Source organism: Dyadobacter pollutisoli, from assembly GCF_026625565.1.
Lineage (GTDB): Bacteria > Bacteroidota > Bacteroidia > Cytophagales > Spirosomataceae > Dyadobacter > Dyadobacter pollutisoli.
The window spans coordinates 7,103,073-7,126,158 of the sequence record NZ_CP112998.1 but is presented as its reverse complement, the minus strand read 5'-3'; the positions used below and the strand labels follow the sequence as shown (position 1 = coordinate 7,126,158).

Annotated in this window: 17 protein-coding genes and 1 tRNA gene; 13 read left to right on the top strand and 5 right to left on the bottom strand. The window is 42.7% G+C overall.

Translation table 11 applies throughout. The features are described from left to right. Window positions 1-27: 27 nt before the first annotated feature. The 3 genes from ON006_RS29580 to ON006_RS29570 all read left to right on the top strand — a co-directional run bounded on the left by ON006_RS29580 (window position 28) and on the right by ON006_RS29570 (window position 5,508). Entirely contained in the window at window positions 28-1,224 is a 1,197-nt protein-coding gene (locus ON006_RS29580; protein ID WP_244822263.1) for a tyrosine-type recombinase/integrase, read from the top strand. Window positions 1,225-1,411: 187 nt separating this feature from the next. Continuing rightward, window positions 1,412-3,628 carry an AAA family ATPase gene (locus tag ON006_RS29575; protein ID WP_244822264.1) on the top strand — a complete coding sequence of 739 codons (2,217 nt, stop codon included), beginning with the start codon at window positions 1,412-1,414 and terminating at the stop codon, window positions 3,626-3,628. Next, complete coding sequence (locus ON006_RS29570; RefSeq protein WP_244822265.1) at window positions 3,610-5,508, top strand: UvrD-helicase domain-containing protein; 1,899 nt, start codon at window positions 3,610-3,612, stop codon at window positions 5,506-5,508. The genes ON006_RS29575 and ON006_RS29570 overlap by 19 nt, the downstream gene beginning before the upstream one ends. A gap of 25 nt (window positions 5,509-5,533) precedes the next feature. Here ON006_RS29570 and ON006_RS29565 read toward each other — a convergent pair whose 3' ends face one another. Next, window positions 5,534-6,739, bottom strand: a complete 1,206-nt coding sequence (locus tag ON006_RS29565) for a site-specific integrase (RefSeq protein WP_244822266.1) — start codon at window positions 6,737-6,739, stop codon at window positions 5,534-5,536. A 390-nt stretch (window positions 6,740-7,129) separates the two neighbouring features. Here ON006_RS29565 and ON006_RS29560 point away from each other — a divergent pair, with 390 nt between their 5' ends. From ON006_RS29560 to ON006_RS29540, 5 genes are all read left to right on the top strand, one after another. Beyond that, window positions 7,130-7,480, top strand: a complete 351-nt coding sequence (locus tag ON006_RS29560; protein ID WP_267609907.1) for an ISAon1 family transposase N-terminal region protein — start codon at window positions 7,130-7,132, stop codon at window positions 7,478-7,480. Next, complete coding sequence (locus ON006_RS29555) at window positions 7,476-8,459, top strand: ISAon1 family transposase (protein ID WP_445440921.1); 984 nt, start codon at window positions 7,476-7,478, stop codon at window positions 8,457-8,459. Before ON006_RS29560 ends, ON006_RS29555 begins: the two co-directional genes overlap by 5 nt. An 87-nt stretch (window positions 8,460-8,546) precedes the next feature. Beyond that, window positions 8,547-8,897, top strand: a complete 351-nt coding sequence (locus ON006_RS29550) for an ISAon1 family transposase N-terminal region protein (protein ID WP_374761296.1) — start codon at window positions 8,547-8,549, stop codon at window positions 8,895-8,897. Continuing rightward, window positions 8,893-9,876 (top strand): ISAon1 family transposase, encoded by a 984-nt coding sequence (locus tag ON006_RS29545; protein ID WP_445440915.1) that lies wholly within the window; start codon window positions 8,893-8,895, stop codon window positions 9,874-9,876. Before ON006_RS29550 ends, ON006_RS29545 begins: the two co-directional genes overlap by 5 nt. Before the next feature lie 191 nt (window positions 9,877-10,067). After that, window positions 10,068-13,010, top strand: a complete 2,943-nt coding sequence (locus tag ON006_RS29540; protein WP_244821776.1) for a DEAD/DEAH box helicase — start codon at window positions 10,068-10,070, stop codon at window positions 13,008-13,010. A 139-nt stretch (window positions 13,011-13,149) separates the two neighbouring features. On the opposite strand, the gene ON006_RS29535 is transcribed toward ON006_RS29540, so the two are convergent. The 3 genes from ON006_RS29535 to ON006_RS29525 all read right to left on the bottom strand — a co-directional run bounded on the left by ON006_RS29535 (window position 13,150) and on the right by ON006_RS29525 (window position 17,442). Then, entirely contained in the window at window positions 13,150-14,445 is a 1,296-nt protein-coding gene (locus tag ON006_RS29535; RefSeq protein ID WP_244821775.1) for an adenylosuccinate synthase, read from the bottom strand. A 78-nt stretch (window positions 14,446-14,523) separates the two neighbouring features. Next, the gene (locus tag ON006_RS29530) at window positions 14,524-15,027 is read right to left on the bottom strand and encodes a Fur family transcriptional regulator (protein WP_244821774.1); all 504 of its coding nucleotides are present in this window, start codon (window positions 15,025-15,027) and stop codon (window positions 14,524-14,526) included. Window positions 15,028-15,153: 126 nt separating this feature from the next. Beyond that, a complete protein-coding gene (locus ON006_RS29525; RefSeq protein WP_244821773.1) occupies window positions 15,154-17,442 on the bottom strand; it encodes a RelA/SpoT family protein in 2,289 nt (762 codons plus the stop codon). Window positions 17,443-17,612: 170 nt separating this feature from the next. On the opposite strand from ON006_RS29525, the gene ON006_RS29520 reads away from it, so the two are divergent. Next, window positions 17,613-17,694 (top strand) — tRNA-Leu (locus tag ON006_RS29520). A 167-nt stretch (window positions 17,695-17,861) separates the two neighbouring features. Next, on the top strand, window positions 17,862-19,211 hold the full coding sequence (gene tig / locus ON006_RS29515; RefSeq protein WP_244821772.1) for a trigger factor: 1,350 nt from the start codon (window positions 17,862-17,864) through the stop codon (window positions 19,209-19,211). 58 nt (window positions 19,212-19,269) lie between these two features. Here tig and ON006_RS29510 read toward each other — a convergent pair whose 3' ends face one another. After that, window positions 19,270-19,647, bottom strand: coding sequence for a helix-turn-helix domain-containing protein (locus tag ON006_RS29510; RefSeq protein ID WP_244821771.1), 378 nt, complete (start codon window positions 19,645-19,647; stop codon window positions 19,270-19,272). Between the two features lie 251 nt (window positions 19,648-19,898). On the opposite strand from ON006_RS29510, the gene ON006_RS29505 reads away from it, so the two are divergent. The 3 genes from ON006_RS29505 to ON006_RS29495 all read left to right on the top strand — a co-directional run bounded on the left by ON006_RS29505 (window position 19,899) and on the right by ON006_RS29495 (window position 22,964). Further along, a complete protein-coding gene (locus ON006_RS29505; RefSeq protein WP_244821770.1) occupies window positions 19,899-20,573 on the top strand; it encodes a ClpP family protease in 675 nt (224 codons plus the stop codon). 263 nt (window positions 20,574-20,836) lie between these two features. Then, complete coding sequence (gene clpX / locus ON006_RS29500; protein WP_244821769.1) at window positions 20,837-22,081, top strand: ATP-dependent Clp protease ATP-binding subunit ClpX; 1,245 nt, start codon at window positions 20,837-20,839, stop codon at window positions 22,079-22,081. A gap of 106 nt (window positions 22,082-22,187) precedes the next feature. Beyond that, window positions 22,188-22,964, top strand: coding sequence for an SDR family NAD(P)-dependent oxidoreductase (locus tag ON006_RS29495; RefSeq protein ID WP_244821768.1), 777 nt, complete (start codon window positions 22,188-22,190; stop codon window positions 22,962-22,964). The last annotated feature ends 122 nt before the right edge of the window (window positions 22,965-23,086 follow it).

Below are 23,086 nucleotides of genomic sequence, written 5' to 3'. Positions count from 1 at the left end.
AAAACAAAAGAAGAAAGGACGTACCACATGCCTCTATGTGACGCTCAATGCCGCGCCTCAAAACCAACAGAAAAGCGCTATAGACTTTACGATCAGCAAGGCCTGTATTTAGAAGTATCGACTTCCGGTTCCAAACTTTGGAGACTGAAATATCGGTTCAATGGCAAGGAAACAAGATTAAGCCTCGGCCATTATCCTGCCGTCAGTCTTCAAGACGCTCGAACACACAAGGATAAAATTCGAGAGCAAATAAAGAACGGGATCGACCCTGTGGTTTCAAGAATTCAGGAAAAACTCATCAGGTCCCTGGACAATGCGTCGACCTTCGAACTCATTGCAAAAGAATGGCATTCGAAAAACGTCCCTGCCTGGAACCCGCGCTATGCGCAGACAGTCCAATATAGACTAGATAAATATGCCCTGCCCTCCATCGGTCGCTTTCCGATCACGCAACTCAAACCACCAATAATTCTGGCTTGTATCCGGAAAATCGAGCCCACAGCCCCAGAAATGGCGAGGCGCGTAAAAAACATGATCAGCCACATATTCAAATACGCAATCGCAACTGGCCGGGTTGAAACCGATTATACTTACGGATTAGAATTCGCTCTGACGAAGTACAAGAAGAAAAACTTTGCATCAATAGATATTGACGAACTACCAGAGCTCTTGGATGCGATTACTAAATGTAAGGCACAACTATACCGACAAACATACATTGCAATCTGGCTCATGTTGCTTACTGCACTTCGTACGTCTGAATTGATTGAAGCCCGTTGGTCAGAGATTGATTTTGAAAAAGCAATGTGGACTGTGCCTGCCGAGCGTATGAAAATGAAAAAACCGCATTTGGTCCCTCTTGCGACACAGACAGTTGACCTTCTAAGAGAGCTTCACGAAATCACTGGCCATAGAGAACTGATGTTTCCGAGTGTACCTCGTCCAAGAAAAGCAATGAGCAAAGGAACAATCTTGGTTGCTCTGAAACGAATGGGATACAGAAACAAGATGACTGGCCATGGTTTCCGGTCATTGTTTCTCGGAGTTGTGAAAGAGAAGCTTGGATATTCGCATGAAGTTGCTGACAGACAGCTCGCTCATGCACCGAAGAGCAGTGTTGACCGTGCCTATGACCGCGCCAAGTTTCTTCCACAGCGTAAAGCAATGATGCAGGAATATGCCGATTACCTCAAAACTATGCAAAATGACCAATTTGCTACTTAGGCATGCGTATGATTATTCCGCTACCCTTCAATAGCCAAGACAGTAATGTCAACAATTACCGTTGGATAATTTTCTTATGCGACACAAGGAAAGTTTCGGTTATAATCCCTTTACTTAGTGAATCTGCCCTACTTCGATGCGATGGCTGAGACTTATCTAACAAACTACCCTCTCTTTTAGGCATGCAATGAAGATTTCAAAAATTAAAGTACAGAACTATCGGCTTCTTAAAAAGTTCGAACTGGATCTTGAAGAGGATCTTTCCTTAGTAATAGGCAAGAATAACTGCGGAAAAACTTCCCTACTTTCTATTCTCAATAAGTTTATTAATGATAAAAGGTCAAGCTCCCGATCATCATTCACGTGCGACGACTTCAATATAGATTTTCAAAAACACTTAAAACAAAAGATCGAAGAAAATCAGGACTTCGGTGATAATTTCCTTGGATTGTCTCTAAAATTATTTATCAGCTACGATGCAACCGACGATCTGTCTAATCTCAGCAAAATATTGATGGATCTTGATCCGCTAAACACGTCCACAGTATTGGCTTTTGAGTACAGTATGTCGGATGAAGACTATCAAAAATTCAAAACTGCCTATAACGAATTTAAAATACTTAAAACTGCAAAAATAGAGGAACGATACAGTGATGCCGGAATCATCACCCCGGAGGAGCTTGCCGCGCGTCAAATACTAAGGGATCAGAAAAAACAACTCATCTTCCATGATTTTCTAAAAAACAATCATCAGACGTACTTCAAACTAAGGAAGAAGTCAGTACTGTTTGATCTAGCCAAAGGGATCGAAGATGATAGTAACTTCATAGATCTTATAAGTGAAGGAATTCAAGTCGATAAGATCATCAATCTGAATATAATCGAAGCAAGGCGTGATGTCTCCAATAATGACAAAGACAAAACACTCTCATTCCTCTCCTCAAAATATTACGAAAAAAAAGAAACAAACAGCAACGACTCAGTAGCCATCCAACAGTTTAAAGAAACTCTTACCGACACCGATAGTCAACTGGATGCCGTCTACGAAAATCTGTTTAAGAATATAGTTGAAAAAGTCGGCACTTTTGGCGGGGTAGCGCAAGGCGATTCCGTGATCAAGATCATATCAACATTGCAGCACCGAGAATTGTTGAAGGGCAATACAACTGTCATGTATGATCACAATAATGAACACTCATTGCCAGAGCATTACAACGGCCTTGGCTATATGAATTTAATAGGGATGATTTTCGAAATTGAAGTTCTGCTGGCCGATTTTCGGAGGGAAGATAGAGAGAATGAAAAGCCAGCAGATATCAATCTTCTCTTTATCGAAGAACCAGAAGCCCATACTCATCCACAAATGCAATATGTTTTTATCAAAAACATCAAAAATATATTGCAAGCCGCAAGTAAAGGCCTAAAACCTGGAGACATTGTATTCAACCTGCAAACCATAATTACCACACATTCTTCACACATAACGGCCGAAAGCAATTTTGATGACATCAAATACTTTACTAGAAAAGATAAAAATCAAGTCATTGCAAAAAACCTGAAAGATTTAGAAAAAGACTATGTTGCCGCAGGTGAAGACAAATACTACAAATTCTTAAAACAATATCTGACATTAAATAGGGCCGAATTATTTTTTGCAGATAAAGCAATTTTCATCGAAGGTGACACTGAAAGAATACTCTTACCCGCTATGATGAAAAAAATCGATCAAGAGTATCCAGCGACACCATTGATGTCACAAAATATATCTGTTGTCGAAGTAGGAGCATACTCCCACATTTTCGAGAAATTCATAAATTTCATCGATATCAAATCATTAGTTATAACAGACATTGACGGAGCAAAAGAATTCACGTCGAAAGACAAAGATGGCAAAGACGTTGTTGCAATAAAGAAATGCCGAATGGTGGATGCAACGAGCATAACGAATGCTTCTTTGAAGTTCTTCCACAATGGAAAATCCGAATCCGCTCATTATGTATCACTAAAACTTGATTGGAAAATATTAAGAAAAAACGCAAAAAAAGGGAGTTGGGCATCCAATCGAAAAGGCAGAATGCTGATCGTTTATCAAACAGCTGAGACAAATGATGACGGGCAAGCCTATCATGGAAGAAGCTTTGAAGATGCCTTCTTTCACTTGAATAAAAGCTTGCTTGTTACTCCAGCCTACGAGTTCAATAGTTTGACGGAAAAACATCTTACTAAATTCTTAGCTGGGGATATTGACGTTTATGATTTTGCAGACGACGCAGTTGGTAGCAAACCAACGCTCGCAATGGAGATTCTACTAAATAGCAAAACTGACGCCGAAAACAAAGAGTTTTCCAATTGGCAAACTCCGGCTTACTTAAAAGAAGGATTAATATGGCTGATGAAGGATTAGAGCCCGAAGTTGTCTCTATTTTCGAGCATATAGATAAAGGCGAAAACTTTCTCCTCAGCGGTGGAGCTGGAAGTGGTAAAACATATTCGTTAGTTCAAGTCATTAGAACTTGCATTGAAAGATATCCATATTCCAAAGTTGCCTGTATGACTTATACAAATGCAGCTGTTAAGGAGATCGAACGACGAATTGACAATAAAAATCTGAACGTGACAACGATTCACGATTTTCTCTGGGACAACATAAAATCATTCCAAAAAGACATTAAAAAGGCTCTTGTATCTTTGCTAAATAGTGAGGATTCCAAGATCAAAAGCCCCGATGGAGCTGTTGGTCCCGACTTTTTTGATCATCTACCAGAGGGCATTCAATACAAAGAATGGACGAGAGTCAAAGACGGCCACATCTCGCATGACGAAGTAATCGAGCTCGCGCACGAAATGTTTAAAAGCAACAAGCTACTCTGCGATATCCTTAAAGATAGATTTCAATTCGTATTTTTAGACGAGTACCAGGACACCCACCCACTCGTTGTTAAAGTTCTACTGGAGCATTTACAGGTTAGTAAGAAGCAAAATATTATTGGATTCTTCGGAGACTCCATGCAGTCAATTTATGATGACAGTGTCGGAGACTTGAATGCCTATATCGTAAATGGCAGTGTTAAAGAAGTTAAAAAAGAACAAAACAGGCGAAACCCTAATACGGTAATCGACTTGGCTAACAAGTTACGTTCAGACGGCTTGCAACAAAGGCCGTCTACCGACACGAATGCCCCTAATATGGAGGCTGGTGTCGTCGTTGATGGCAATATCAAGTTCGTTTATTCCAATGGCCAAAATTTAGATGACGTAAAAAAATCGATTGCGTGGGATTTTACTGATGTCAAACAAACCAAAGAGCTTAATCTTACTCATAATCTTATAGCGCCGAGAGCGGGTTTCGCCACTTTGATGGAAATTTACGACGGCGACAAGATTTTAGATTTTAAAAGGCGCGTGACCGATTATATCAAGGATGAACAGATAACTACCGATTTTTCGGCATATACGTTCGGCGAAGTGATTGATGAACTAGGGGTTACTCCAACTGCAGGACAACAAACATTTATTGATGACAACATTGGCCTATTCAATACCGCGCGCGACTATCCGCATGCATCTTTCAGCAAAATATACGTCGACAAAGAGGCCCTTATTGATGATAAGAAGCATGATGAGCAGGATGAAAACAAAAAAGGCTCAAAACGAGACGCATTGATCAAACACCTCTTTAAAATCGAACTCAATATTCAATTATATCAAGAAAATAGGTGCAACGAATTTCTGAGACGAACAGAATTTAAGGTAACATCTGTAGCTGATAAAATAAAACTTAAAGAAAATATTGAAGCGCTAGCAAATGGGACTGTTGCGACGATTGGTGAAGTTATAGATTTAGCTGACGCAGTTGGCATTTGTAAAAAAGATGACAAACTAGCAAGGTTTATCGATAAAAATGAATATCTGTATAAGAGAATTGCCAACGTCAACTACTCTGAGTTTCGGAAATTATATTCCTATTTAGAGGGCCAGACTCCCTTTTCTACGCAACATAAAATTAAAGGAGAAGAATTTGAGAACGTCTTGATAGTGCTGGATAATGGTGGATGGAATAAATACAATTTTCAGTACCTCCTCCATCCTGATATATTCAATGGCCTCACTCCGGCAAAAAAGAAGTCATATCCTGGTATATTGTCACGCACTCAAAAAATATTCTACGTTTGCTGCACACGCGCAAAGAAAAATTTAGTTGTGTATTATGATAATCCTGACGACCGCATTGTTCAAAGAGCAAAAGAGTGGTTTGGTGACGCCAATGTACGTGAAGTCAAATAGCTTTCCCACATGCTTTTCATTCATGTCATAAATTAATCACCGCATCAAGCGCATCATCGGTCGTTTTATTAATAAAATTGCTCTGATATCCCATTGTCGTCTTAATATCCGAATGACGATAAAGTCGCTGAAGAATGTTTGCTGGAATTCGGTCTGCAGAAATCTGAGCAAATGTATGTCTTGCAATGTGCATGGTGAGAGGTTTAGACAAACTCAACTTTTTCGCAATGTTCTTTAAATAATCGTTGCAGCTATGGACACGCGTCTTAATGTAACTTTGCACTTCATAAGATTTCGACAAATCTGGCATTTTAGCAAGGTCAGGAAAAACCAAATCATGCGCATTCGATCCTTGTGGATACTGTTTTAGTATTTCGGCAACCCTGTCAGGAACTTTCAGCGATCCAGCTTTGAGGTTTTTGCCCATCGCGTAGTAAAGTCTCCCGTTTTGAAAATCCGACCATTCGAGCCTTAGAACATCAGAAACGCGCATTCCTGCAAAATAAAAGGACACGAGCCACAGGTTTCGAGCATGGTTCTCACCAGAAGGTAAATCCAGCTCCTCAAGCACTTTCACTTCATCCGCGGTTAATCCAATCTTCGCACTATCTGGAAACTTGATAACTACCTTACCCTTCCCAAACGGATAATTCTTCTTATCTGTAACCCCGTCGGCAACCGCTCTATTGTAAATGGTTCTGATCACCACCAGGTGATTGACAGCTGTTCGCTCTGTCATCTTGAACGTACCAATCAGATATGCCTTGAATTTTTTCAGAAGACCTGGGCTTATCTCAGAGAAGTTGATGTCAGCGTTTTTCAGGAACTTCTTAAATTTGTTGATCCTTGGTTCGTCAGCCGATCTTTGATTGAACTTCCCTGTTGCTTTTAGCTGATCAATGTAAATCTGCGCCTGCTTAAAGAAGATTCCGTCCTTAGAGGCAAGAACTGCATTCTTGATAACCCTTGCGGAGCTATCTGTTTTATTCTTCTCCATCTCTAAAAGCTTATCAGTCGCCTCAGATACCCTGCTTGCGATAAGATTGTTTAGCCAGGCGGAATTTCGATGGGATTTCTTAACTATCCGTTTTTCATCATCCCAATCCGAAAGCGGGATACTATGACCAAGACTAGTTTGAGAAATCTTTCTATCTTTTATTATCCGCAGGTAGAGGTTATGCTTATCGTCGCTGTTCGGAGTTTTTCGAAGAACTACTGTAACCGATGCCATATCTGAATTGTTTAGAGGACAAATCTAATCAATTCATGCCAAACATTTGCCAAACAAATGACGATTTTATTTATATTTTTCTGCTTTTAAAAAAATATAAATAGCTATTAATCAACATATAACGATATATATCAAACCATATAAGACCATTTAAAGCAGGACTTAAAATCCTGTGAGCCGAAACGCTCGTACGGGTTCGATTCCCGTCCCCGGTACCACATGGTTTTAAGACCTCTAAAAGCTAACACACCTCTGTTAGCTTTTTTTGTTTCAAATTCAAACCCCTCAATTTGTAGAATTTAATTGATTTGATCCAATAATGGATCAGTCCGAAAAGTTGGGGGGAAGGAAAATAATTGTTTGTTTTGCGATGAATCAATTTAAAGAGCATTGCAAGAGTCTTACCAAGCCCTAGTCCGTTTCCTGTTGCCCGAGGGCATCCTCGATTATTTCGAGCTTTCCAAAATAGTTGAAGGCCTCACTGGCCTGAATATCTATCTGGAAGAAAAGAATCTTCCTCCTGCCGAATACAAGGATCAAAAATTAGAGTCCAAAGGCTTTTTACCCGAGATATACATTCAGGATTTTCCGATTCGTAACCAACGTGTCACACTCTGTATCAAGCGCCGCCGGTGGGAAGTCAAGGACACCGGCGACATTGTTAGCAGGGATTGGAATGTAGTGCAACAGGGAACTCGGATGACCAAGGAGTTCGCTGATTTTTTAAAAACAATGTATTGATAATAATCCCGTCAGTTGTTCACAGCTAGGCAAATACTTTCATCTCGACGGCAAACAGCTTCAACAGCAATACAAGGACCACATCAGTGATTACAAAGACTGGGGTCAGCGCGAGCATGCTGCTGAATGGCTTTTGTATCCAGAAAACACCGGTCCATATTTAAGTATTGACGAAACTTCACTATCCAATGGCGAACTTTACACGATTGTAACTAATAAGGCTGCAAAAGGTAGAAAAGGCTCTTTGCTGGCAATGATAAAGGGTACGCAAGCAGCATCAGTGATTGAGGTTTTGCGAAAAATTCCCAAGCGTATTCGCAGCAAAGTGCGGGAAGTAACACTGGATATGGCTGCCAATATGGGAATGATAGTCAGTCGGTGTTTCTCCAAAGCAGCAAAGGTTATAGACCGGTTTCACGTTCAAAAACTTGCTTATGATGCTGTCCAGGAAATCAGGATCAAACATCGTTGGCAAGCTCTGGATCAAGAGAATCAGGCTATTGAAGCTGCAAAGCAGGCAGGTGTGCCATACGAACCTGAAATTCTTGCAAACGGTGATACAATCAAGCAGCTATTGGTCAGAAGCCGTTATTTGTTATTTAAGCACTGCGACAAATGGACTGCTTCGCAAATCCAGCGTTCCAGATTGCTCTTTGAGCGTTATCCGCTCATAAACCAAGCCTACAAGCTGGCGACAGGATTAGGGACAATTTTTAGGACTTGTAAATCAAAAGAACATGCCTTCAAAAAGCTTGCGCTCTGGTACAATCAAGTGGAAGATTGCGGCCTTGATTCTTTCAAAACCGTTGCCAAATCTATTCAAACCCACTATCTGGACATTCTGAACTTCTTCAATAACAGAAGCACGAATGCTTCGGCTGAGTCCTTCAATGCGAAGATCAAGGCTTTTAGGTCGTCATCCAGAGGAGTGAGAGATATTCCATTTTTCCTATTCAGGCTTACCAAACTCTATGCTTAATATTCCCCAAGAATTCAGCTTGATCCCAGAAAAGTTGGGGGGCGATAAAAAAAGTAGTTGTTTTGCGATGAATCAATATTGAATGCATTGCAAGAGTCCTATTTAGCCCTAGTCCGCTTCCTGTTGCCGGAGGGCATCCTCGATTATTTCGAGCTTTCCAAAATAGTTGAAGGCCTCACTGGCCTGAATATCTATCTGGAAGAAAAGAATCTTCCTCCTGCCGAATACAAGGATCAAAAATTAGAGTCCAAAGGCTTTTTACCCGAGATATACATTCAGGATTTTCCGATTCGTAACCAACGTGTCACACTCTGTATCAAGCGCCGCCGGTGGGAAGTCAAGGACACCGGCGACATTGTTAGCAGGGATTGGAATGTAGTGCAACAGGGAACTCGGATGACCAAGGAGTTCGCTGATTTTTTAAAAACAATGTATTGATAATAATCCCGTCAGTTGTTCACAGCTAGGCAAATACTTTCATCTCGACGGCAAACAGCTTCAACAGCAATACAAGGACCACATCAGTGATTACAAAGACTGGGACCAGCGCGAGCATGCTGCTGAATGGCTTTTGTATCCAGAAAACACCGGTCCATATTTAAGTATTGACGAAACTTCACTATCCAATGGCGAACTTTACACGATTGTAACTAATAAGGCTGCAAAAGGTAGAAAAGGCTCTTTGCTGGCAATGATAAAGGGTACGCAAGCAGCATCAGTGATTGAGGTTTTGCGAAAAATTCCCAAGCGTATTCGCAGCAAAGTGCGGGAAGTAACACAGGATATGGCTGCCAATATGGGAATGATAGTCAGTCGGTGTTTCTCCAAAGCAGCAAAGGTTATAGACCGGTTTCACGTTCAAAAACTTGCTTATGATGCTGTCCAGGAAATCAGGATCAAACATCGTTGGCAAGCTCTGGATCAAGAGAATCAGGCTATTGAAGCTGCAAAGCAGGCAGGTGTGCCATACGAACCTGAAATTCTTGCAAACGGTGATACAATCAAGCAGCTATTGGTCAGAAGCCGTTATTTGTTATTTAAGCACTGCGACAAATGGACTGCTTCGCAAATCCAGCGTTCCAGATTGCTCTTTGAGCGTTATCCGCTCATAAACCAAGCCTACAAGCTGGCGACAGGATTAGGGACAATTTTTAGGACTTGTAAATCAAAAGAACATGCCTTCAAAAAGCTTGCGCTCTGGTACAATCAAGTGGAAGATTGCGGCCTTGATTCTTTCAAAACCGTTGCCAAATCTATTCAAACCCACTATCTGGACATTCTGAACTTCTTCAATAACAGAAGCACGAATGCTTCGGCTGAGTCCTTCAATGCGAAGATCAAGGCTTTTAGGTCGTCATCCAGAGGAGTGAGAGATATTCCATTTTTCCTATTCAGGCTTACCAAACTTTATGCTTAATATTCCCCCAGATTTTCTGCTTGATCCAATAATTTATTGTATATAATTATTTCATAAGACTTGCTCCGGCCGGTCTTTTTTTTTGCCCTCATTTAACCTATATTTGAAGTTTTCGAAATCGCAAAGAGGCTGTTTTTAATTCTATTCAACCTCTTGATCATCAACACTCCATCATTAGCCAACGATAAAAAATGAAAGTCTCTCCCTCAGAACCATTTAAGATTGTTTATTCAATTCTGAATCATGAGTATTTGGGGTACATCTTCGAGTCATTTGTAGTGCAGCTGAATCATCAGGGAGATTTCTCATTTCAAATACAGAACATTTCTTCCAAAAACATCAAAGAATTCCGCGCCGAACTGGACAACAGGGACTTTGAGCTCGTCGGATTGATCGATGATATCCAGCAGGACGCCATTCTCCGCAAATTCAATACCAAAAAACTGAGTGCCGTAGATTTCTTTCTCAAAGTTTACGATCCACAAAAAGGTGACAAAGTGATCCAGGAAACCATTGCGGGCTATCTTGAAAACTGCAAAGCCCGCATTCTGGAAAGACTAACCGGTAAAGACCTGTTTATAATGGGCAGTGACGGCAATCCGTTGTGGAAACCGGTTTCCTGGGAAACAGAAAAGGCTACGATCCGTTTTCATTTTATCAGAAATGAGGACAATACACATTACTTTCCGACGATCCGTCACCGGTTTCAAAAACTCGATTTTCAATATAAAAATGCGTTCCTGATTTGTGAAGATCCTGCCTGGCTCGTGCTGGACGGACATCTATACCACTTTGAAGGGAATGTCGACGGAAAAAAGATCAAGCCGTTTCTGGCTAAGAAATTCATAGCTATTCCCGGCCAGGTCGAGGAACAGTACTATGGCAGGTTTGTCGCTCCGCTTATCGCCTCTTATGATGTGGTAGCGAGGGGCTTTGAAATCCGGAATGTGTCTTCATCCCCCAAAACGGTACTGACCATTTCTGAATACATAACCGCTTCCAAAAAGGCTCCTATGCTTTTTCAGGACTCAGGCGAGGTGGAGATCATTGAGGAAGAGGACAATGATGTCGCGTTTGATCTCTCATTTCAGTATGCCAATTTTTCGTTTCGCTACGACAGCTTTGCTCATCCGTCCAGTGTTCACATGGAAAAAAGGGGAAATGATTACCTGTTTAATAAAGTGAAGCGGAATATTGAGGTTGAGAGCCAGAATGTGCGGCTACTGAAAGAATGGGGGCTCAATATGCGGAACGGCAAGGTTCAAATGCCAAAGTCCCAAGCTTTTGGGTGGCTGCAAAGCAATGTAGGCACGCTTTCTGAAAACGGGATCGTGGTAAGGCAAAACACGGCGGATGCCAAGCGGTATTTCCTGGGCTATTCGTCTCTCGACATTTCTATTCAGGAAGGGAGGGACTGGTTTGATATCAATGCAAAGGTGAGATTCGGTGAGTTTGAGATACCATTTATCCAGCTCCGAAATTATATACTCAACCGAAAAAAGGAATTCATCCTGCCCAATGGTGAAGTAGCGGTCATTCCGGAATGGTGGTTTACCAAATATTCGGAGTTCTTTTCTTTTACAGAACACCATGGTGACGACGAAAATTTACGTCTGCGAATGCATCACCTCGCGTTGGTCCAGGAGCTGAAAGAAGAAAATCTGGCCACTGCCATTATCAGCAGAAAACTCGAAAATCTTCGTGATTTCAACCACATTGAATCCATCGATCCGCCGGTTGGATTCGAAGGCACTCTGCGTCCATACCAAAAAACTGGTTACGACTGGCTGCAATTTTTAAAGCAATACCGGTTTGGCGGATGCCTTGCCGACGATATGGGACTTGGAAAAACCGTCCAGACGCTTGCATTGCTTCAACACGAGAAAGAAGCAGGCACCAACCGACCTTCGTTGCTTATTATGCCTACTTCCCTGCTTTATAACTGGCAGCTGGAAGCGAAACGTTTCACGCCTGAAATGAGGGTTTTGCTATACACAGGCACCAACAGGGAAAAGGATACGTCACAATTTGATCAATATGATCTGATATTGACTTCTTACGGGATCGTCAGGCTGGACATTGATATCATGGAGGACTACCGGTTCAACTATGTGATCCTGGACGAATCGCAGGCCATTAAGAACCCTGCTTCCATTATTACAAAATCAGTCAGAAAGCTAAATGCTGCCCAGCGACTCGTACTGACGGGCACCCCTATCGAAAACAATACGCTGGATTTATGGTCACAAATGTCTTTTGTAAACCCCGGCCTGCTTGGAAGCCAGTCATTTTTTCGGGACGAATTTCAAATCCCGATTGAAAAAAGAGGTGATGAAGAAAAGACCAAGAAGCTTTATAACCTTATCAAGCCATTTATTTTAAGGCGGCTAAAATCACAGGTCGCTACTGATTTGCCTGAAAAGGTTGAAAGCATTCAGTACTGTGATATGTCGGAGGAACAGGAAAAGGCTTATGAAGAGGCCAAAGCTTACTACCGGAACCTGATCCTGCAAAGCATTGACACCGATGGCATATCCAAGTCGCAGTTGGTGGTGTTACAGGGACTTACGAAGCTACGTCAACTTGCGAACCACCCTTTAATGGTCAATCCGGATTACATACATGGTTCTGGCAAGTTCGAGGACGTCTTGTACAAAATGCAAACGGTCATCAGCGAGGATCACAAGATTTTGATATTCAGCCAGTACATTAAGCATCTGGATCTTTTTCGCTCCTACCTGGATGAAAAAGACATTACTTATGCCTACCTGGACGGCTCTACTCGCGATCGTCAGGAGCAGGTAGAAACATTTCAGAACAACGAAGGCATTAAAATATTCCTGATTTCCTTAAAAGCAGGCGGGTTGGGGCTTAACCTTACCGCGGCTGATTACGTGTTTATTTTGGATCCGTGGTGGAATCCGGCGATAGAAGCGCAGGCTGTGGACAGAGCGCATAGAATCGGGCAGGATAGGACTGTTTTTACTTATAAGTTCATTACCAAAAATACGGTAGAAGAGAAGATTCTGGCTTTGCAGAGAACTAAGAAACAGCTGGCCGATGACCTGATTTCAAATGAAGAAGGTTTTATTAAATCCCTGAGCCGTGAAGATGTTTTGAATTTGCTGGCTTAACATTTGTCAGCCTGAGCGTAAAACAATGGTTCATTTAGCCCTAACGCTTGTCAGCCTGAGTGGAGTCGAAGGCACGTGCGTATGTGCCTTCGACTCCACTCAGGCTGACAAAGTCTCCTAAGGTACATTAAATAAGATACTAGATCGACAACGTTGCTGCTTCTCTACTGATCAATGCTTCTCTGTCCGGTCCTGTTGAAATGAATGTGATTGGCAATTTCAACTCCTCTTCCAAAAACTTCACGTAAGCCAAAAGTTCCTGCGGAATAGCATCAAAATCGTGAATACCATCCAATGATTGCTGCCATCCTTTGAAGTCTTTATAAACCGGCTCAACCGTCTCATCACACAAATCGTATGGAAGGTGGTCAGTCAATGTACCATCAGGAAGACGATAATTGGTACAAACACGGATATTGTCAAAAATCGTCAAAACATCTACTTTCATCATGATCAGCTGAGTAACTCCATTGATCATAATGGCATATTTTAATGCAGGCAGGTCGAGCCAGCCGCAACGGCGGGGACGTCCGGTAGTAGCACCGAATTCACGGCCTTCCTGACGCATTTTTTCACCTGTTTCCTCCAACAATTCAGTAGGGAACGGTCCGCTTCCAACACGTGTGCAATAAGCTTTAAATATCCCAAAAACCTCTCCTACCTGGCTTGGAGCGATGCCAAGGCCCGTGCAAGCACCAGCCGCCATGGTTGTGGAACTTGTCACGAATGGGTAAGATCCGAAATCAATGTCCAGCAAAGAACCTTGTGCGCCTTCTGCTAAAACAGTTTTAGATTCTGCTAATGCTCCATTGATAACATACTCGCTATCAACCAGCGTGAATTGCTTCATGAATTCAATTGCTCCAAAGAAATTCTCTTCCGACTTTGGAAGCACCTCCGAATAATCGAAAGAATAGAAATCGAGGATTACTTTATGGGCGTCAACCAGTTTCTTATATTTATCTGCAAAATTTGGAGAAAGTACATCTCCTACACGCAACCCTAGTCTTGCCACCTTATCCTGATACGCCGGACCAATTCCTCTCAAAGTTGAGCCGATTTTAGAATCACCTTTGGAGCGCTCATAGGCTGCATCCAGCAAAGCGTGTGTCGGAACAATGATCGATGCTTTTTTGGAAACAAATAAATTACTGATCAGGTCAAGGTTGTATTTTGCCAGATTTTCGATTTCTCTTTTAAACACAATCGGATCAAGCACAACACCGTTTCCAATGATATTTTGGATATCGCTGCGAAAAATACCGGAAGGAATCTGATGCAAAACATGCTTGATTCCGTCAAATTCCAGTGTATGCCCGGCATTAGGCCCACCCTGAAAACGGGCTACAACCTGATAACGTGGTGCCAGAACATCCACAATTTTACCTTTTCCCTCGTCTCCCCATTGAAGACCAAGTAATACGTCAACTTTCATTCAATTTATGATTACTGAAACTAATATGGTGTAAGGTTGGACCGGGAGCAATTACCCGCCAGTCCTGATGTTAATGCATTATCTGTCTTCGAATACCGCCGTTGTTTCCCGGGCTATCTCATTCCGGTTCTGGCAATTTTCCTTCGTGCAGTTTCCATAGAAAATAAGCGAATGGTGCATCACACTGAAATTCAGCATTTCTCCTACCATGTTCTGAATCGACTGGATCCTAGGATCGCAAAACTCCATTACTTTATGGCAGTCTGTACAGATTAAATGGTCGTGCTGTTTATTGCCGTAGGATTTTTCGAACTGGGCCAGGTTCTTGCCAAACTGATGCTTGGTAACCAGGTCACAGTCAACCAGTACGTCCAATGTATTATAAACAGTAGCGCGGCTCACCCGATAGCGTTTATTTTTCATGCTGATGTAGAGTTCATCTACATCAAAGTGATCTTCCCTGGTGTAGATCTCTTCCAATATCGCAAAACGCTCAGGTGTTTTACGTAGTCCTTTGTTTTCCAGGTAAGCCGTTAAGATTTTCTTTGCGGCTTCGAAATTTGGTTTGCTGGCTTGTGGCATATCTCTGATATTCTTGCGCGAAAATACGCTTTTTTACTTAAATCACAGTTACTCCGGAAGTCTTACTTAGACTATCCTGTTAAATACCAATTCAATAACATCTGACGACCGTAATGGTTCAATCAACTATTTACCACTGAGATTCGTATCAAATCTTTGAACATTATATACTCCTTCTACCTGTTCAAGCTTACCGATCAGGATATCCAAATGTCGCGTATCCTGCACATAAAGCTTGATATCACCATTGAAAACACCATCCTTGGTATCGATGGTCAGTCCCCTCATATTAATGTGAAGTTCGTTGGAAATAATCCTCGTCACGTCATTTACAAGCCCGACGCGATCCGTTCCCGAAAGATAAAGTCCGGCGAGGAATGCTTCATCTTTGCTTGACTCCCATTTGGCTTTGATGATACGGTTACCGTGCTTAGACATCAGTTCCGCGGCATTAGGGCAGGTGGTACGGTGAATTTTAATGCCTTCATTAATGGTGACAAAACCAAAAACGTCATCACCTGCAATCGGATTACAACACGGAGCTAATTTATAGTCGATCTTATCCATGTCGTCACCGATCAGTAAGGTATCACTGTCCGCACGATCGCCATGAATATGCTTCAAAAACTTCGTTAACGTCTTTCCATCGCCGCTGCCACTTGGTGCCGGTGTAGCATGGGCATTGTCGTTGGCTTTGCGTTCCTTGGCTTCTTTATCTCTTTTAAATCTCTTTAATTCATCAAGCTGAATGTACCCTTTACCGATTCTGTAAAAAAAATCGGTGGCTGTTTTACATTCGAAAAAAGCGCGAAGCTGGTTTACAACCTCAGCGGTAAGATCTATTCCCAGGATTTTTAGTTTTTTCTCAACCATTTGTCGCCCGTCAGTTTCGTATCGACGATTGTCCTCTTTGAGAAAATCCTTGATCCTCGCCCTGGCCTTTGAAGTAACCACTATCCGTAGCCAGTCTTCATTAGGCTTCTGTTTCCCGGAAGTAATGATCTCTACCTGATCCCCATTATTGAGCACGTAACTGATCGGCACCAGTATCCCGCCCACTTTGGCAGCCATGCAATGTGCCCCTACTTCCGAATGTATATCAAATGCAAAGTCGAGCGCAGTAGCACCGCTTTGCAACACTTTCAGTTCTCCTTTTGGTGTAAATACAAAAACCTCCTCATTGAATAAATTGCTCCTGAATTCGTCCAGGAACTCAATAGCAGCCGTTTTGTCACCAAAACCATTTTCCAGCGTCTCGCGCACCTGCGTGATCCACTGCTCAATGTTACCACGCACTTTGGTATCGTTGCCTTTGTATTTCCAGTGAGCGGCATAACCTTTTTCAGCGATCTCGTCCATCCGCGAAGTCCTGATCTGGACTTCCACCCACTGCCCGCTTTTACTCATTACCGTCGAATGCAGCGACTGATAACCATTAGCCCGCGGCGTGCTCAAAAAGTCCTTCAAACGGTCCGGGTTTGGCTTATAATGATCCGTCACAATGGAATATGCCTGCCAGCAAATCGCCTTTTCACGATCATTTTCTGCGGAAGATTCCAGCACGATCCGAATGGCAAAAAGGTCATAAATTTCCTCGAAAGGCTTGTTCTGCTTCCGCATTTTGTTCCAGATCGAATAAATCGATTTGGGACGTCCTTTCAATATAAAATTCAGGCCGGCAGCTTCCAGGTCCTGTGCGATCGGCTCCATGAATTTGGCAATAAAGCGATCACGGATACCCTTGGTTTCTCTTAATTTTCTCGCAATCGCCCGGTACTCCTGCGGCTCGGTATATTTGAGATATAATTCTTCGAGCTCGGATTTGATACTGTAAAGCCCAAGCCGGTGAGCAAGCGGTGCGTAAATAAAAATAGTCTCGGAAGCGATTTTCAGCTGCTTATCGCGCGGCATACTGTCCAGGGTACGCATATTATGCAACCTGTCCGCGAGCTTTACCAGGATCACCCGCACGTCGTCTGACAATGTCAGCAACATTTTCCGGAAATTTTCTGCCTGCTGGGACGAGCCGTATTCAAACCTTCCTGAGATTTTCGTCAACCCGTCGATGATTTTTGCAACTTTTTTTCCAAACAGCCGTTCGATGTCCTCAATACGCATATCCGTATCTTCGACAACGTCGTGCAAAAGTGCCGCAACGATCCCCGTTGTACCTAGCCCGATCTCTTCAACGACGATCTGAGCAACGGCAAGCGGGTGGTAAATATATGGTTCTCCCGACCGGCGACGCATATCTTTATGTGCGTCTACGGAAGTATAAAAGGCTTTTTTGATTAGTTTGGCATCATTATCCTTCAAAAAAGGCTTAGCTGTACGTAATAGCCTGCGGTATTTTTTAAGGATATCCTTACGCTCCTGTTCCAGATCAATGGTGAGGGATTCAACGAGTTGCTCCACTGCGATATTCTAATTGGTATGCTTCACCAAAATAACAAATTTTGGCGACATTTTTCAATATACTTCTACCAAAAGATAAAATTTTAAAAAAAGTTTGGATGTATCTAAAAAATAACGATACCTTTGCACTCCCAATTCGACAAAAGGCGTCGAGCAAGGGGTATAAGTGAGCGGGCGTGGCGGAACTGGTAGACGTGCTAGACTTAGGATCTAGTGCCGCAAGGCGTGGGGGTTCGATTCCCTCCGCCCGTACAAATTACAAGGGAATGACGGGGCGTCAGATTCCTATCTCAATTTAGAAAGATGAACTGCTCCGAAAGTTAAACCCGTCAAATGCCCTCAGGACTTCGTTTTGAGGGCATTTTTGTTTTTCTTTTCTATTTAATCTTAAAGGTATTTACCATTAGCATAAGCGACACATGGAAGTTTTGTTAGAAAAAAATTCGCCAACATTAGCCTCTCTGAAAGTTACGTTGACCAAAGAAGATTATCAGCCCAAAGTTGATAAAGTGATCAAGGATTATTCCAAAAAGGTTAACCTGAAAGGCTTTCGTCCGGGTAAAGTGCCATCCCATGTGATTCAGCGCATGTATGGTAAAAGCATACTGGTTGACGAGGTGAACAACCTGTTGAGCACTGCGGTGAGCAACTACATCAGAGAAAACAAACTGCAGGTAGTAGGTGACCCTGTTCCTGATCGTGAAAAAGCGGCGGAAGTAAACTGGGACAGCCCAAGCCAATTTGAATTCAGCTACGACCTTGGTGTTGCAACTGATTTCGAAGTAAATCTTGCTGAGCTTCCTGCTGTAAAACGTTACACAATCAATGTGGACGATAATGAACTGACTAAAACTGTTGACAGCCTTCGCGAAAGATTTGCAGAAAGCCTTCATCCTGAGGTGAGTGAATTGGGTGATATGATCTTCGGTGAGTTGAAACAAGAAACTTCTGAATTCACTACCCGTACTGCCATTCCTACCAAACAGGTTAAAGAAGATAGCGTTTCGAAGTTCATTGGTATTAAAAAAGACGATGTGATCGTTTTTGATATCCAGAATACATTTACCGACGAAGCGGCGATCGCTCACGTTACCGGTAAGAAAAAAGAAGACACTGCTGAGCTTTCAGGTGAATATACATTGGTTGTTGAAGACGTAACCCGCTCAGCACCTTCACAATTGAACCAGGAGTTTTTCGACAAAGTTTTAGGAGCTGGCCAGGTTGAAACCGAAGAGCAGTTCAACGAAAAGGTCCTTGAAATCATTAAAGGAAACTACGAGCGCGAAACAGAAGCACTTTTGCGTCGTGATATCGAGAATGCATTGCTGGAAAGCATCGCTATCGAAGTTCCTGCTGACTTTTTGAAAGATTGGCTGGAACGTACCAACGAAGGCAAATTTACCCGCGAGCAGATTGAGGAGCAATTCGAAGATTTCCAGAAATCACTGAAACTGAGCCTGATCAAAAATAAGATCGCCGATAAAGAAAGTGTTAAAGTAGAATACCCGGAAATCCTTGCATTTACGCGCGAAATGGTAAAAGGCCAGTTCGGGATTTATGGTGACGACGAAAGCATGAAAGAAACCATTGATCGCGTAGCACAAGGTTACCTTGCTGACAAAGAACGTGACAACTATACGAGCATCTTCAATCAGGTTTTTGATAACAAGGTTTTGGAAATTATCCGCAGCCAGGTTACTACCGACGAACAGACTATCGAAGTGAGTGAGTTTGAGAAATTGGCAAAAGGCGAAGAAGTAGCTGCCTGATTCACCTATTCATGAAATATTTTTTTTCACTGGCCCACACTGGGCCAGTGTTTTTTATTTAAAAGCCTATCCGTTCCCTGCCTTCCCCGATCTCCCGGATAACGCCCTCTCCAAACCATTGCCTGAATTTCAGTTTCCATTGATCCAGCTCATTCTGCAGTCTGCGGTTTTCGGCGAGTATCCTTGTATTTTCTTGCCGTAGCCATTCCGTTTCAGACATTGTCATTGCGTCAAAGCCTAACAGTTCGTGTAGCGGAACGTCCAGCAACTTGGCCACATTTTCGAGTCGTGAAACTGATAATTCCGTCCGGCCCCTTTCCATATCGCCGTAGGCGGTGGTAGACAGGCCGAGCATATCAGCCATATTTTCCTGTGAAAGGCCTTTTTGTAGTCTGATCTGCCTGATTTTTTCGGATAAGTTAGATGCAACATTCATAGCGCCTGTATGTTATTCTGTTGTAAAACCAATTTAATAATGCAATGTAATCACCACCTTCTCAACTCATCCTCGCAATTTTCGATAATTTATCACAAGAATAGACAAGGATTATTCAATGATTTACTCAAATTTGTGACAAGCAAAGAATCAGTAAGCGGGATTATAAACAGAAACTAACATAAATTGCTTTTTGTTCTTTTAGTCATTTGCCCTTTAAATATAAATTCAATTAAAATTTAAGTTTATCGATGAATCACGGAAATGAATTTAGAAAATATGCCGTTCACCACCTTGGAATGAGCGGTCTGACAGTAGACGGTTACGTAAACCACACAGTTGAAAATATGACCCGCTCGGTAATCGAAGAGCGTCCGATGAACTTCCGTGAAGTGGATGTTTTTTCACGCTTAATGGCCGACCGTATCATTTTTATGGGAACGGGAGTTGACGATAACATCGCAAACATCATTGTTGCCCAGCTTCTTTTCCTCGAATCGGCGGATGCGAAAAAAGACATTCTGATGTACATTAACAGCCCCGGCGGCTCTGTTTACGCGGGTCTTGGGATTTATGATACCATGCAGTATGTTCGTCCCGACGTAGCGACGGTTTGCACCAGCCTCGCTGCTTCCATGGGAGCCGTATTGCTGGCAGGTGGCGCGGCAGGAAAGCGTTCAGCTCTTCCCCATGCACGTGTGATGATCCACCAGCCATCGGGCGGTGCGCAGGGAACTTCGGTTGACATTGAGATCACAACCCGCGAGATCGTGAAGTTGCGTCATGAGTTGTACGAAATCCTTGCTAACCACACAGGTCAGACTGCTGAGCAAATCGGAATAGACTCTGACCGTGACAAATGGTTGAAAGCTACAGAAGCGAAAGAATATGGTCTGATCGACGAAGTATTGACGCGAGACAAATAATTATTGAGTATTTTTTTTTTGCGAAAGCACCCGGCAGCGCGTCTGTCCGGGTGCTTTTTAGTATGTGGTAGGCCCGCAATTTGGTAACCCGACTAAAAAACCGGAAATTTGTACCCATCGTAGTCACCGTCTCAGGTACAAGAGATTTTTGAAACAATAATTAAAGTCTTATTGTTAAGAGATTTCACGGTTTAATCGCGGTTTGTAAACAATAGTTCTGAAACTACAAACCGGAAATTCCAATAACTGTTTATATCGAATCAATGGCACAAGTAAGTTGTTCGTTCTGCGGACGTAAAAAAAACGAAGTAGATTTATTACTCTCCGGAATTGATGCACACATATGTAATCACTGCATTGCGCAGGGACATCAGGTAATTACAGAAGAATTGGGTTCAAAGGAAGATAAGAAGGAAAAGAAAACAAAGCTTCCCAAACTAAAATCCATTCCCCCAACCGAAATCAAGCGTTTTCTAGAACAATATGTGATTGGACAGGACGAGGCAAAACGTTCGTTGGCAGTAGCAGTTTATAATCATTACAAAAGGCTGAACCAGACTACTACGGATGACGATGTAGTGATTGAAAAGTCAAATATCATTATGGTAGGCGAAACCGGTACCGGTAAAACCTATCTTGCCAAATCCATTGCCCGCATTTTACAAGTTCCTTTCTGCGTAGCTGATGCTACCGTGGTAACAGAAGCCGGTTATGTAGGCGAGGATGTTGAAACGATCCTTACGAGGTTGTTACAAGCCGCAGATTACAATGTGGAAGCAGCCGAACGCGGCATTGTTTACATTGATGAAATAGATAAAATCGCCCGCAAATCGGATAACCCTTCCATAACACGTGATGTCAGTGGCGAAGGAGTTCAACAAGCGCTGCTTAAACTTTTGGAAGGTTCGTCGGTGAATGTACCGCCACAAGGAGGACGCAAGCACCCAGATCAGAAAATGATCACGCTGAATACTGAAAACATCCTGTTCATTTGCGGTGGCGCTTTCGACGGTATTGAAAGACATATCGGTAAAAGAATCAATACCAGACCGATAGGGTTCTCCGGCGATAACCGCATCATTGAAATTTTCGACAAAGGCAATCTGATGCGTTATGTGACAGCAATGGACCTTAAATCTTTCGGACTAATCCCTGAATTGATTGGCCGTCTGCCAGTACTGACCCATTTAAATCCATTAGATCGCGAAACTTTACGTCGCATCCTGACGGAGCCAAAAAATGCTTTGGTGAAGCAGTATAGCAAGTTATTTGCGATGGAAGGCATTACATTACATTTCGAGGATGAGGTGCTGGACTTCATTGTGGATCAGGCGATGAGCTACAAACTGGGAGCACGTGGCTTGCGAGCGATCTGTGAATCGATCATGACCGACGCGATGTTCGACCTGCCTTCACAAAAAGATGTTAAAGAATTCACGCTCTCGCTGGACTATGCGAAAGATAAATTTGAAAAATCTTCCATGTCACTATTGCGCTCCGTGGCTTAAACGGCATTAATCATTTTTCAAGACGACCTGTGCGCTCAAAGTGGGCACAGGTCGTTTTATTTTTTATATCAATAATCCTACTTTGCATGAAAATTTGATTCAGAGAATGGAAAATTGGTTAGTAAATAAGTCTATTGTAATTATTGGAGGAACGACTGGCCTGGGCTTTTCTGCTGCCAAAGCTTTTGTAAGAAACGGTGCAAATGTGGTCGTAGTTGGCCGCAATCCTGAAAACTGCCTGGTTGCCGAGCTGCATTTGGGGCATACTGCCCGTGCCAAGGCAGGCGATGCGACCCATCCTCAAACAGCTCTCGACGCGATTCAGCTTTGTATCAGGGAATTTGGAAGCTTCGACGGGCTTTACCATGTAGCCGGCGGAAGCGGTGAAAAATTTGGCGACGGTCCATTGCATGATCTCTCGCTGGAAGGCTGGAACAAGACGCTGGATCTCAACCTAACCTCTCTGATGCTTTCCAACCAGGCTGCGATCAGGACGTTCATGGGAATGAATAAGGGCGGTACCATTCTGAATATGAGCTCAGTACTCGGCTTTTCCCCAGCCTCGCGTCATTTTGCCAATCATGCCTATGCTACCGCTAAATCTGCCGTAATAGGTTTTTCTAAATCCATCGCAGCTTCATACGCTTCAAAAAATATTCGTGTAAATGTCCTTTCGCCTGGTATTCTGCAAGGCAGCGAGGACACAACTGACCAGTCTGAAAAGTTTGTTACCAGTAAGCAGCCACTGGACGGCGGTCGCTACGGTACTCCAACCGACCTGGACGGCGCCACGGTTTATTTAATGTCTGAATATTCCAAATTCACAACAGGCCAGGTGCTCACTGTGGATGGCGGCTGGGACATTACAGACGGGCAATTTTAACGTTTATGGGCTGGTAGTTGTGTGAAGAAATTGACAGGAACGCTGAGAACATCGCTTTTTTTCTTTTATTCGCGTAAATTAGTTCAACAGCTTGTTTCAATCTGTTGGTTTTAACTCAGAAA